This window comes from Amycolatopsis sp. NPDC051102 (assembly GCF_040682815.1).
GTDB lineage: Bacteria > Actinomycetota > Actinomycetes > Mycobacteriales > Pseudonocardiaceae > Amycolatopsis.
In genome coordinates this window covers 237,932-249,470 of the sequence record NZ_JBFBBT010000005.1, presented here as the reverse complement: position 1 = coordinate 249,470, position 11,539 = coordinate 237,932, and the positions used below count along the sequence as shown (strand labels likewise).

At 72.3% G+C, this 11,539-nt stretch carries 13 protein-coding genes; 5 read left to right on the top strand and 8 right to left on the bottom strand.

Translation table 11 applies throughout. The annotated features are described in order from the left end of the window. Positions 1-10 precede the first annotated feature (10 nt). The 3 genes from cysD to AB0M93_RS18400 are packed head-to-tail and all read left to right on the top strand — an operon-like array spanning position 11 to position 3,160. On the top strand, positions 11-943 hold the full coding sequence (gene cysD / locus AB0M93_RS18410; protein WP_364275169.1) for a sulfate adenylyltransferase subunit CysD: 933 nt from the start codon (positions 11-13) through the stop codon (positions 941-943). Beyond that, positions 943-2,754: an adenylyl-sulfate kinase gene (gene cysC, locus AB0M93_RS18405; RefSeq protein ID WP_364274897.1), complete on the top strand. Its 1,812-nt coding sequence runs from the start codon at positions 943-945 to the stop codon at positions 2,752-2,754. The genes cysD and cysC overlap by 1 nt, the downstream gene beginning before the upstream one ends. A 34-nt stretch (positions 2,755-2,788) precedes the next feature. Then, a complete protein-coding gene (locus tag AB0M93_RS18400; RefSeq protein ID WP_364274895.1) occupies positions 2,789-3,160 on the top strand; it encodes a VOC family protein in 372 nt (123 codons plus the stop codon). A 7-nt stretch (positions 3,161-3,167) separates the two neighbouring features. Here the strand turns inward: AB0M93_RS18400 and AB0M93_RS18395 are convergent, their stop codons facing one another. Genes AB0M93_RS18395 through AB0M93_RS18375 form a run of 5 tightly spaced genes read right to left on the bottom strand, consistent with a single transcriptional unit; the run spans position 3,168 to position 6,761 of the window. Continuing rightward, on the bottom strand, positions 3,168-3,635 hold the full coding sequence (locus AB0M93_RS18395) for a hypothetical protein (RefSeq protein ID WP_364274893.1): 468 nt from the start codon (positions 3,633-3,635) through the stop codon (positions 3,168-3,170). Positions 3,636-3,638: 3 nt separating this feature from the next. Continuing rightward, positions 3,639-4,343, bottom strand: coding sequence for a methyltransferase domain-containing protein (locus tag AB0M93_RS18390; protein ID WP_364274891.1), 705 nt, complete (start codon positions 4,341-4,343; stop codon positions 3,639-3,641). A 19-nt stretch (positions 4,344-4,362) separates the two neighbouring features. Next, the gene (locus AB0M93_RS18385; protein ID WP_364274889.1) at positions 4,363-5,016 is read right to left on the bottom strand and encodes a response regulator transcription factor; all 654 of its coding nucleotides are present in this window, start codon (positions 5,014-5,016) and stop codon (positions 4,363-4,365) included. Next, on the bottom strand, positions 5,013-6,239 hold the full coding sequence (locus AB0M93_RS18380; RefSeq protein WP_364274887.1) for a histidine kinase: 1,227 nt from the start codon (positions 6,237-6,239) through the stop codon (positions 5,013-5,015). Before AB0M93_RS18380 ends, AB0M93_RS18385 begins: the two co-directional genes overlap by 4 nt. A gap of 57 nt (positions 6,240-6,296) precedes the next feature. Beyond that, positions 6,297-6,761, bottom strand: coding sequence for an Lrp/AsnC family transcriptional regulator (locus AB0M93_RS18375; RefSeq protein WP_364274885.1), 465 nt, complete (start codon positions 6,759-6,761; stop codon positions 6,297-6,299). Between the two features lie 111 nt (positions 6,762-6,872). Between AB0M93_RS18375 and AB0M93_RS18370 the strand changes: the two genes are divergently transcribed. After that, entirely contained in the window at positions 6,873-7,787 is a 915-nt protein-coding gene (locus AB0M93_RS18370; RefSeq protein ID WP_364274883.1) for a DMT family transporter, read from the top strand. On the opposite strand, the gene AB0M93_RS18365 is transcribed toward AB0M93_RS18370, so the two are convergent. Continuing rightward, complete coding sequence (locus tag AB0M93_RS18365; RefSeq protein WP_364274881.1) at positions 7,781-8,320, bottom strand: snapalysin family zinc-dependent metalloprotease; 540 nt, start codon at positions 8,318-8,320, stop codon at positions 7,781-7,783. The genes AB0M93_RS18370 and AB0M93_RS18365 overlap by 7 nt on opposite strands. Before the next feature lie 183 nt (positions 8,321-8,503). Here AB0M93_RS18365 and AB0M93_RS18360 point away from each other — a divergent pair, with 183 nt between their 5' ends. Continuing rightward, the gene (locus AB0M93_RS18360) at positions 8,504-10,450 is read left to right on the top strand and encodes an AarF/UbiB family protein (protein WP_364274880.1); all 1,947 of its coding nucleotides are present in this window, start codon (positions 8,504-8,506) and stop codon (positions 10,448-10,450) included. On the opposite strand, the gene lepB is transcribed toward AB0M93_RS18360, so the two are convergent. Next, positions 10,374-11,162 (bottom strand): signal peptidase I, encoded by a 789-nt coding sequence (gene lepB / locus AB0M93_RS18355; protein WP_364274878.1) that lies wholly within the window; start codon positions 11,160-11,162, stop codon positions 10,374-10,376. The two genes, AB0M93_RS18360 and lepB, sit on opposite strands and share 77 nt — an antisense overlap. A gap of 29 nt (positions 11,163-11,191) precedes the next feature. Further along, on the bottom strand, positions 11,192-11,524 hold the full coding sequence (locus tag AB0M93_RS18350) for a YnfA family protein (protein WP_364274876.1): 333 nt from the start codon (positions 11,522-11,524) through the stop codon (positions 11,192-11,194). Positions 11,525-11,539: the final 15 nt, after the last annotated feature.

Sequence of the window (11,539 nt, the reverse complement as noted above, 5' to 3'; positions counted from 1 at the left end):
TGACAAGAACATGTTCTACTTTTTTCCGGTGTCCGTGACCTCGTACGAGCTCTCGCACCTGGCCGCGCTCGAAGCGGAGGCCGTGCACGTCTTCCGCGAGGTCGCGGCGACCTTCGAGCGCCCGGTCCTGCTCTTCTCCGGCGGCAAGGACTCGGTGGTGATGCTGCACGCCGCCGCGAAGGCGTTCTGGCCGGCGCCGCTGCCGTTCCCCGTGCTGCACGTCGACACCGGCCACAACTTCGACGAGGTGCTGCGGTTCCGCGACGAGACCGTCGCCGCCCTCGGTCTGCGGCTCGAGGTGGCCAGGGTGCAGGACGACATCGACGCCGGCCGCGTCGTCGAGGAGACCGGCCCGCGGGCCAGCCGCAACCGGCTGCAGACGACGACCCTGCTGCGGGCGATCCGCGAGGGCGGCTTCGACGCCGTGTTCGGCGGTGCCCGCCGCGACGAGGAGAAGGCCCGCGCGAAGGAACGGGTGTTCAGCTTCCGCGACGAACACGGCCAGTGGGACCCGCGGGCGCAGCGCCCGGAACTGTGGAACCTCTACAACGGCCGGCACCGCCGCGGCGAGCACATCCGCGTCTTCCCGCTGTCGAACTGGACCGAGCTGGACATCTGGCAGTACATCCGCGACGAGCGGATCGCGCTGCCGCCGTTGTACTACGCGCACAAACGCCCGGTGGTCCAGCGCGACGGCATGCTGCTGGCGGCCACGCGCTTCCTGTCCCTCGTGGACGGCGAGACGCCGTACGAGGCGACCGTGCGGTTCCGGACCGTCGGCGACGCCACGTGCACCGGCTGCGTCGAATCCTCGGCGTCGACGCCGTCCGAAGTGGTCGCCGAGGTGGCCGCCACCCGCGTCACCGAGCGTGGCGCCACGCGGGCCGACGACCGGATTTCCGAAGCAGGCATGGAAGACCGCAAGCGAGAGGGCTACTTCTGATGCAGCTGCTGCGGATCGCCACGGCGGGAAGCGTGGACGACGGCAAGTCGACGTTGATCGGCCGGCTGCTGTTCGACTCGAAGGCGATCTTCACCGACCAGCTCGCCGCCGTCGAACGCGCCAGCCGCGACCGCGGCGAGGACTACCCGGACCTCGCGCTGCTCACCGACGGCCTGCGCGCCGAACGCGAGCAGGGCATCACCATCGACGTCGCCCACCGGTACTTCGCCACGCCACGGCGGAAGTTCATCATCGCGGACACGCCGGGCCACCTGCAGTACACGCGCAACATGGTGACCGGCGCGTCGACCGCCGACCTGGCGCTCATCCTCGTCGACGCGCGCAAGGGCGTCCTCGAACAGTCCCGGCGGCACGCGTTCCTCGCGTCGCTGCTCGGGATCGGGCACCTCGTGGTCTGCGTGAACAAGATGGACCTCGTCGGCTGGTCGCAGGAGCGGTTCGACGAGATCCGCGAGGACTTCCGCCGGTTCGCGATGAAACTCGACGTCGCCGACCTGACGTTCGTGCCGGTTTCCGCGCTGCACGGCGACAACGTCGTCCACCGCAGCGCGAGCATGCCGTGGTACGAAGGCACTTCGCTGCTGCACCAGCTGGAAGAGGTGCACGTCGCCTCCGACCGCAACCTGATCGACGCCCGGTTCCCGGTGCAGTACGTCATCCGCCGGTCCGACTTCCGCGGCTACGCGGGCACCATCGCGGGTGGGGTGTTCAAGCCGGGTGACGAGGTCGTGGCGCTGCCGTCGGGCTTCACGTCGAAGGTGCGCGCGGTGTGGGGACCGGGCGGAAAGCCGCTGGAAGAGGCGTTCACCGGCCAGGCGGTGGCCGTCGAGCTGGCCGACGACCTGGACCTCGGCCGCGGGGCCATGCTGTGCCGTCCCGGCAACCGCGCGGAGTCGGCCCGCGAGGTCGACGCCCTGGTCTGCTGGTTCTCCGAACGCGCCGCGCTGACGCCGGGCGCGACCTACGCGGTGCGCCACACGACCACCGAGACGCGGGGCACGGTGGAACGGCTGGAATACCGCCTCGACGTCACCACGCTGCACCGCGACGAGACGGCGGAGGCGTTGCGGCTCAACGACATCGGCCGCATCCGGCTGCGGACGCGCAGCCCGCTGCTGTTCGACCCGTACCGCCGCAACCGCGCCACCGGCGGCTTCCTGCTGGTGGACGAGCACACGGGCGACACGGTCGCGGCGGGCATGATCACCGGCGCACCGGCGTCCCCGGTCGTCTGGCACACCGCGGCGGTGCGGCGTGAGGACCGCCCGACCCGCGGGGCGACGGTGTGGCTGACCGGGCTGTCGGCGTCGGGCAAGTCGTCGGTGGCCGTCGAGCTGGAACGCCGGCTGGTCGCGGCGGGCCGCCCGGCGTACCTGCTCGACGGCGACAACCTGCGCCACGGGCTCAACGCCGGGTTGGGGTTCAGCCCCGAGGACCGCGCGGAGAACGTCCGGCGGGTGGCGGAGGTCGCGCGCTTGTTCGCGGACGCGGGCGTGGTGGCGATCGCGTCGCTCATCAGCCCGTACTCGGCAGATCGGGCACGGGCCCGGGCGGTGCACGACGGGCTGCCGTTCGTGGAGGTCTTCGTCGACACGCCGCCGGAAGTGTGCGAGGCGCGTGACCCGAAGGGCATGTACGCGAAGGCCCGCGCCGGCGAGATCACCGGCTTCACCGGCATCGACGCGCCTTACGAGCGCCCGTCGTCACCGGACCTGGTGCTGCGCCCGGGCGACGGCGACCCGGCGGCGATGGCCGCGGCGATCGAGGCACTGCTCGACGAGCTCGGCTGAAATTGCCTTGCCCGCGCACCCTAGGGTGGGCGGCATGACGTCGGTCAGGCAGGTCCAGGTCACCTTCGACTGCGCGGAACCCGAGCGCGTCGCCCGGTTCTGGTGCGAGGTGCTGGGGTACGAGCTGCACAGCTCCGGGGTCGCCTGCAGCGACCCCACCGGAGTGGGCCCGCGGCTGTACTTCCAGCGCGTGCCCGAAGGCAAGGTCGTCAAGAACCGCGTGCACCTCGACGTCCGGGTTGGCACCGGGCTCGTCGGCCAGGAGCGGCTCGCCGCCCTCGAGGCCGAGTGCACGCGGCTGGAGAAACTCGGCGCGGTCCGCGGGCAGCTCCTGCTCGCCGACGAGGAAAACGAATCGTGCCAGAACATGCAGGACGTCGAGGGCAACGAGTTCTGCCTGGACTGAGCGCGTCTCATTCCACCGGAACATAGGTGCCGCCTTTCCCGGCGGCGCCGAGATCGGCGTGCGAAGACGCGCTCGTCGTGAACCGGCCCCGGACGACGCGGACGTAGGAACCCTCCAGCGGGAACACCAGCACGAATTTCGGCCCGTCGTTCCCGCGCAGCACGGATCCGTCCCGCAGGTGGCCGAGGAATTCGACGATGTCGCGTTCGATCTCACCGGCGAATTCGCGCTGGTCGTCCCGCGCGATGGGGTACAGGTCGGTGTCGATGTCGTAGGTCGCGCGCCGGCCGCTCACCGGGTCCCGCGCCGCGAACTCCAGCCCGAGCCAGCGCTCCGGCTCGACGACCACGGCGGCCTGCCAGGTCGATCCGCTCAGCTCCCATTTCACGCAGGCGCCGGCCTCCGTCACCGCCGCCGTCCACGAGGTGGTCGCCTCGAGCTCGCGGAGGAAGCCGAGGAGGTGTTCACCGGGCACGCCCTACTCGGCTTCCAGGACGAAGAACAGGAAGCTGGGGAACGTGTCGAGGATTTCGAAATCCCCGGGGAACAGCTCGCGCGCGGCCGGCACCGGGTGCGGTTCGCTGATGACGGCGATCCGGAAGCCCGCCGCGGTGAAGGCGTCGGTCATCGCGTGCAGCGGCTTGTTCCAGAAGGTCATCCGCGCCTTGCGGCCGTGCAGCTCGAACTCGTCGGTCCAGGTGTAGGACTCGAAGTAATCCGGGCGGGGCCCTTCGGCGCGGTGCGTGACGTTGACCATCATCGGGTGGTTGACCGAGGCGATGAGCCGGCCGCCGGGCTTCAGCACGCGCCGCAGCTCGGCCAGCGTCGGCGCCCAGTCCCGCAGGTAGTGCAGCGCCAGGGACGCCATGACGTCGTCGAACTCCGCGTCCCCGAACGGCAGCGGCTCGGCCAGGTCGGCGACCCGCAGGTCCGCGCCGTCACCGAGGCGTCGCCGGGCCTGCGCCAGCATGCCCTCGCTCTGGTCGATCCCGGTGACGACGGCACCCCGCTCGCGCAACGTCGCGAACAGCGGGCCCGAGCCGCAGCCGGCGTCCAGGATCCGCCGTCCCGCCACGTCCCCGGCCAGCGCCAGGGCGGCGGGCCGTTCGTAGTAGGCGTTCATCAGGCTCGCTTCGTTTTCGGCCGTGTACGCCTCGGCGAAGTCGTCGTATGCGGCAGTCATGTGCCCCATGGTGCCCGAATCAGCCCGAGGGCGTCACGAAGCCCGAGTCGTACGCCCGGACCACCGCCTGGGTCCGGTCGCGCGCCCCGAGTTTCGCCAGCACGTTGCCCACGTGGGTCTTCACCGTCTGGACACCCAGGTACAGCTCCCCCGCGATCTCCACATTGGACAGCCCGGCGGCCATCAGCCGCAGCACTTCGCGTTCGCGTCCGGTCAGCCCCGCGCCGGCCAGCCCGTCGCCGGTGGACGCCGGCGCGTGCCGGGCGGCCAGCCGGCGGATCGCCGCCGGGAACAGCAGCGACTCCCCCGCCGCCACCGTCCGGATCGCCGCGGCGAACTCCTCCGGCCGGGCACGCTTGAGCAGGAACCCGCTGGCGCCCGCGAGGAGCGCGTCGTAGACGTAGTCGTCGTTCTCGAAGGTGGTCACCACGATCACCTTCGGCGGCACGTCCACAGTGGACATCAGGTGCGTGGTGGCGCGGATCCCGTCCACCGCGGGCATCCGCACGTCCATCAGCACCACGTCCGGACGCAGCCGGGCCACCAGCCCGGGCACCTCGGCGCCGTCGGCGGCCTCGCCGACCACCGCGAGGCCGTCCTCGCTGTCGACGATCGCCCGCAGCCCGGCCCGGATCAGCGGCTCGTCGTCCACCAGCAGCACGCGCACGCTCATCGCCCGGTCCCCCACGGCACCCGCACCACGACCTCCCACCGCTCGCCCACCGGCCCGGCCGACAGCTCGCCGCCGAGCACCGCCACCCGCTCGGCCATCCCGCGCAGGCCGCGGCCGCCGCCGGTCCGGCCCGTGCCCGCCCCCAGCGGGTTGCCGACCCGGGCGGCCAGCTCGTGCGCCGCGACGCCGACGACCACCGTCACCGGGACCCTACCGGCGTGGCGCACCGCGTTGGTCAGGCATTCCTGCAGGATCCGGTAGACCTCGCGGGACACCACCGGCGGCACGGCGGCCAGGTCACCGCCGATGTCGGCGGTGATCGCGGTGCCGGCCAGCCGGGTCGTTTCGAGCAGCGCAGGCAACGCGGTCAGCGTCGGCTGCGGTGCCCGGCCCGCCGTCTCCTCCCGCAGCAGCCCGAGCACGTGGTCGAGGTCGCCGAGCGCCGTGCGCGCCGACTCCTCGATGGCGGTCAACGCACGCTCGGTGAAGTCCGGATCGGTGCGCAGCGTCCGCCGGGCGGCCCCCGCCTGGATCGTGACGACGCTCAGGGCGTGCCCGACCGAGTCGTGCAGCTCCCTGGCCAGGCGGTTGCGTTCGGCGAGCTGCTCGGTCCGCCGTTCGAGCCGGGCGATCCGGTCGGCCGCGGTCGTCCCGAGCAGCACAATCGCGATCCGGCGCAGCAGCGCGCCGACCACTCCGACGGCGTAGACGAGCAGCACCAGGGCGAACCCGAAGGCCAGCGGCAGCCACACCGACACCCAGCCGGTCGGCACGCTGACCTGGTCACCCTGATCGGTCTGGAACAGACGGCCGGTGAAGACGGCGCTGACGGACAGCCCGATCGCGACCGGCGCGGCGAGGCTGAAGAAGCTGACGATGCACCCGGTGACGACGTGCAGCACGAACATCGCCGCAGCGCGCCGCCGGCCCGGCCGGGTGTGCGGTTTCGCGGGCGCGTCCGGCACCGGGTCGTCGAGCAGCTCGCGGACCGCGGTCGACTCCAGCACGTGGACCGCGGGCAGGAACGCCGTCCCGGCCAGCACGGCCAGGGTGAGCAGGCCGCCGACGACGGTGGCCCGCCCCAGCGTGGTGACGAACGGCAGCAGCGACGGCACCGCGACGGCGGCGAACAGGATGTAGGGCACGCTGATGGCGCCGCCGAGGACGAGGTAGACCCAGCGGCGGTAGGTCGCCTTGCTCGTCAGGGGCCGGAGGATGCGCACCGGCCGATCTTCGCAGCCGCACGCCCGGGCGCGCCTCCCTCCCGCGGTGGACCCGCCTCACCCCTCGCCGTCGGGCGGCGTCACCACGGTGCGGCGGAAGTGGCTGAAGATGACCGACGTCCGGACGTCGACGATCTCGCGGCGCTGGGTCAGCCGGTCGAGGACGAACCCGCTGAGGTGGTCGTTGTCGGCGACGGCGATGTGCAGCAGGAAGTCGTCGCTGCCGGACATGACGAAGACCGACAGCACCTCGGGCAGGCCGGTGACGAACGCGCGGAAGGATTCGATCACGGCCCGGTCGGGCGGCCGCAGCCGCACGGCGACCATCGCCTGCACGGGCCGGCCGATCTTCTTCAGGTCGACGTCGACGGTGTGCCCGCGCACGATCCCGCGCCGGGTCAGGTCCCGCACCCGTTCGAGACAGGTGGACTGCGCGATGTGCAGCCGGCGCGCGAGTTCCTTGTTGGTCTGCTTGCCGTCCTCCTGCAGCAGGGTCAGCAGCGCCGTGTCAAGTTCGTCCATCGGGTCCGTGCTCCCCCGTGTCGGCTCGTCATGTTCGCCATTTCGGCTTGATCGCCGAATCTAACACGGCTTCACCCGGCCGGTTGCTGTTCGCTGTCTACCGTGACGCGCATGATCACCGATTCGCCACGCACCCGCCTCGCGGTGCCCGCGGTCCTGGGCGCCGCGCTGATCTGGAGCAGTTCGTTCGCGGTCACGAAGGTGGCACTGGCGGAGGTCCCGCCGATGACGCTGGGCGCGCTGCGGTTCGTCCTGGCGGCGGCGATCCTCGGCGTGGCAGTGCACACGGGCCCCCGCCGGCGGCCCCTGCCGTCCCCCCGCGAGCGGCTGCACATCGGCGGCGCGGGCCTGCTCGGGATCACGGCGTACTTCGCGCTGGAGAACATCGGCGTGGACCTGGCCACGGCGTCGGACGCGACGCTGATCGTGGCGTCCTACCCGGTACTGACGCTGGTTCTGTCCGGCCGCACGGCGTTTTCCCCGGTCCGGCTGACGGGCATGCTGCTGGCGATCGCGGGGGTGTGGCTGGTGGTCCGCGACAAGAGCGGCGGCCACTCCCTGTCGGGCGACGCGTTCCTCATCGCGGGCGGAGCGGTCTGGGCGTTGTACAACATCCTGGCCCGGCGGGACACCTCGGGCGCGTCACCGATCGTGGTGACGTACTACCAGACCCTCGCGGGCGCGGGCGGCTTCGTCCTGCTGTCACTGTCCGAAGTGGATCAGTGGAGTGCGCCCGGCGCGGGAACTGTGCTGCGGATCGGGTTCCTGGCCGGGCTTTGCTCGGTCGCGGCGTTCCTGCTGTACAACTACGGACTTCGCGGGTTGGAGCCGAGCGTGGCGGTGAACCTGCTGAACATCGTCCCGGTGGCGGGCCTGGTGTGGGCGGTGGCCCTGGCCGGCGAGACGCTCACGGTGACGCAGGTGTTCGGCGGCGCGGTCGTCATCGGCGGGGTGACGCTGAGCCTGCGCCGGAAGAAGTCCCGAGGTGGCCTCCGGGCCGGAGGCCACCCCCGAACCGATCAGTAAGCGACCGCGCGGCTCTCCGTCCGGGCGGCCAACCCGTTGACCCACAACGACTGCACCTTCGCCGCCTCCGCCGCGGACGGTTTGGCGTTCTTGCACGCCGTGCCCGGGCCGTGGCCGGACATCAGTTCCGTGCACGGGCCGCTGTAGTGGTCCGGGAGGCCGAGGTTGTGGCCGAGCTCGTGGGCCGCGATGCGGGTCGGGTCGAAGCCCTCCGCCACCTGGCTCGTGTCCAGGTAGATCTGGCCGCGGCCGTGGCCGTTCGTGTTCGTGTACGAGCCGCCGCTGCTGATCTCGTGGAACACGATCGTGGCGCTCGTGTTGCGCTTGACCAGCTTCACGTCGGTGACGGCGGCGTTCCAGTTGGCCGCGCCCTGGTCGATCTGGGCGAGGTAGTCCGGCGCGCCCGAAGAGCTGTAGTACAGCGTCGTGACAGCCGCCGCCGAAGCGGCCGGGGCCGTCGCCAGCCCCAGGCCCAGCGGGGCCGCGATCGCCGTGGCCAGGGCCACGACCCGGCCGATCACGCGTCCGTTCATCGTGTCTCCTTCGTCCGGTTCAGGGAGCACTTCACCGTGGTTCGCGCGATCAGGTTAGAAGGCCACCACCGTGGCGGCCACGGCCGAAAGTCGTTCCCTCGCGGGAGGGAGACCGGTCCCGCCGCCGCGTGAGCCACCGGTCCCGGCCGCCGTGGTCTGCTCGGTTCCGGCGAAAGGGAACCGATGGACATCCTGCTGGGCCTGCTGACCCTCCCCCTGTACGTGCTCGTGCTGTGGCCGCTCGTGGTCGCGTCCCGGCGGGTGCTCGGCGTCCGGATCGGCGCCGTCCGCGCCCTGTGCGCCGCGGCGTTCGGCTGGCTCGTCGCCGGCGGCATCGGCCGGGCGTTCCCCGTTTCGCTGCTGCACAACGGCGGCGCCGCGCTCGGCCTGCTGATCCCGTTGGCTGGCAGCGCTTTCCTGGCGACGCTGATCTTCCTGTTCGTCGCCGAAGTGGCGTTGCCCCACGGCGTCGGGCTCGGCCGGCTGCGCGGCCGGCTCTCGCGCACCCGCCGGTACGCGCAGATCAGCCGGATCGCCGTCAAGCACGGCCTCGGCCGCTACCTGACCGGCCGGCGCGAACCCGGCCTCGCGCCGGGCCGGCACGCCAAGCTCGCGCGGTCCCTGCGCCGGGCCCTGGAGGAGGGTGGCGTGACGTTCGTGAAGCTCGGCCAGCTGCTTTCCACCCGCGCGGACCTGCTGCCCCCGGTGTTCGTCGACGAGCTCGGCCGGCTCCAGGACCAGGTCGCGCCCGCCCCGGCCGAAGCCGTCCGGGCCCTGCTGGCCGACGAACTCGGCGGCTCTCCCGACGACGTCTTCGCGGAGTTCGATCCCGAACCCCTCGCCGCCGCGTCCGTCGCGCAGGTCTACCGCGCCCAGCTGCGCGGCGGCGAAGACGTCGTCGTCAAGGTCCGGCGGCCGGGCGTGCGCGAGCAGGCGGAACGCGACATCGCCATCCTCCGCCGGGTGGCCGCGGCGCTGGAGGACCGCGCGGACTGGGCCCGGTCGCTCGGCGTCGCCGAGCTGGCCGACGGGTTCGCCGCTGCGCTGGCCGAAGAGCTCGACTTCACCGTCGAAGCCCGCAACATCGCCGCGGTCGCCGCCACCGGCTCCCCAGACGTCGCTCTGCCGAAGGTCCACAAAGGACTCTCCACCGACCGCGTGCTGGTCATGTCCCGGCTGACGGGCAAACCGCTCGCGACGGCCAAGGACACCGTGGCGCCGACCGAGCGCAAGCGGCTGGCGCGCTCGCTCCTGCGCTGCCTGCTCGACCAGGTGATGATCGGCGGTGTCTTCCACGCCGACCCGCACCCGGGCAACCTGATGCTGCTGGCCGACGGCCGGCTGGGCCTGCTCGACTTCGGCTCGGTCGGCCGGCTCGACGCCGGGCTGCGGGGCGGCCTGCAGAACCTGATACTCGCCCTGGACCGCGGCGACCCCGCGGGCCTGCGCGACGGGCTCCTCGAAATCGTCGACCGCACCGGCGAAATCGACGAACAGCGCCTCGAACGCGCGCTCGGCGCCCTGGTCGCCCGGCACTTCGGTCCCGGCCGCACCCCGGACCTCGACCTGTTCACCGGCCTGTTCCGGGTGGTCGCGGACTTCCGGCTGAGCGTGCCGCCGCCGGTGGCCGCGGTGTTCCGCGCCCTGGCCACGGTGGAGGGCACCCTCGCCGCGCTGGACCCCGGTTTCGACGTCGTCGCCGAGTCGCGCGCGTTCGCCGTCGAGCAGGCCGGCGCCGGGCTGCGGCCGGGGCCGCTGGGCCGCACGGCGCTCGGCGAGCTGACGGCGCTGCTGCCGGTGCTGCGCCGCATCCCCCGCCGCATCGACCGGATCGGCGCGGCGCTGGAGGAGGGCAGGCTGTCGGTGAACGTCCGCCTGTTCTCCGACGAGCGCGACCGCGAGGTCGTCACCGGCCTGGTCCACGAGGTCCTGCTGGCCTGCACCGGCGCGGCGACCGGGCTGATGGCGGTGCTGCTGCTGACCGGCTCGGGCGGGCCGCGCATCGCCGCGGACCTGACGCTGCACCAGGTGTTCGGCTACAACCTGCTGGTGATCAGTGCCCTGGTGGGACTGCGGCTGCTCTTCGTCGTCTTCCGGCGCGCCGGACGAGCGTCACGACCACCCCGGTGACACCGGCGAAGAACAGGACCGCGCCGCCGAGCAGCCACCAGCGCAGCGCGGTGTACAGGGTGTCGTCGAACGGCGCACCCGGCAGGCCCGCGTCGGTGAAGGCGGTCGTGGGCGACAGCGGCGCCGGGCGGGAGATCCGGCCGGTGCCGACCACGAACCCGGTGACCGCGGAAACCGGCACGACACCGAGGAAGCGCGAGTCCCGGGCCCGGCCCCGCTCGTCCCCGAGCAGGAACACCTGGCCCTCGTGCAGGCGCACGAGGTACGGCGTGGTGGCGGCCGCGTCGCGGGCGTACTGGTCCTGGCTGAGGTAGGTCTCGGTGATCGGCTTGCCGTCGACCGTCAGCTGCCCGCCGGTGCAGCAGGCGACGACGTCCCCGCCGACCGCGACGACCCGGAAGACGCTGCGCCCGGAACTGTCCCGGTGAGCGAAGGCACCGCGGTCGAACATGACCACGTCGCCGCGGTGGACGTCTTCGCCGTCGCGGGCGCGCACGATGGCCGAGCCGCCGGGTTTCAGCGTCGGGTTCATCGCCGCGCCCGGAACCTGGTACTCGCGATAGGTGAAGAAGACGATCCCGACCTGGGCCGCGGTGACGCCGATCCCGAGCACGGCGACGACGATCCACACCACCAGGGCGGGCGAAAGCAGGCGCGGCTTCGGCTGCCCGGGAAGTCCGGGCGGCGCGGGCGGGAACGCGAGTTCGGTCACGCCGATCTATCGGCCGCCGACCTGCGGCGTTACCCCGTCCGTGGCGCGTACATGATCACCGCGACGCCGGCCAGGCACAGCAGCGCGCCGAGGACGTCGTAGCGGTCGGGACGGTAACCGTCCGCGACCATCCCCCAGGCCAGCGAACCCGCCACGAAGACGCCGCCGTACGCGGCGAGGATGCGGCCGAAGTGGCCGTCCGGCTGGAGGGTCGCCACGAAGCCGTACACCCCGAGGGCCACGATTCCGCCGCCGATCCACAGCAGGCCGCGGTTTTCCCGGACGCCCTGCCAGACCAGCCAGGCGCCGCCGATTTCGCACACCGCCGCGGCCAGGAACAGGACGATCGACCGCAGGACCACCCCGGGATACTAGCT

Excerpts from the sequence above, each read along its gene's own strand:
- cysD (WP_364275169.1), top strand. The coding sequence starts at position 11 with ATGTTCTACTTTTTTCCGGTGTCCGTGACCTCGTACGAGCTCTCGCAC.
- cysC (WP_364274897.1), top strand. The coding sequence starts at position 943 with ATGCAGCTGCTGCGGATCGCCACGGCGGGAAGCGTGGACGACGGCAAG.
- AB0M93_RS18400 (WP_364274895.1), top strand. The coding sequence starts at position 2,789 with ATGACGTCGGTCAGGCAGGTCCAGGTCACCTTCGACTGCGCGGAACCC.
- AB0M93_RS18390 (WP_364274891.1), bottom strand. The coding sequence starts at position 4,343 with ATGACTGCCGCATACGACGACTTCGCCGAGGCGTACACGGCCGAAAAC.
- AB0M93_RS18385 (WP_364274889.1), bottom strand. The coding sequence starts at position 5,016 with ATGAGCGTGCGCGTGCTGCTGGTGGACGACGAGCCGCTGATCCGGGCC.
- AB0M93_RS18375 (WP_364274885.1), bottom strand. The coding sequence starts at position 6,761 with ATGGACGAACTTGACACGGCGCTGCTGACCCTGCTGCAGGAGGACGGC.
- AB0M93_RS18370 (WP_364274883.1), top strand. The coding sequence starts at position 6,873 with ATGATCACCGATTCGCCACGCACCCGCCTCGCGGTGCCCGCGGTCCTG.
- AB0M93_RS18365 (WP_364274881.1), bottom strand. The coding sequence starts at position 8,320 with ATGAACGGACGCGTGATCGGCCGGGTCGTGGCCCTGGCCACGGCGATC.
- AB0M93_RS18360 (WP_364274880.1), top strand. The coding sequence starts at position 8,504 with ATGGACATCCTGCTGGGCCTGCTGACCCTCCCCCTGTACGTGCTCGTG.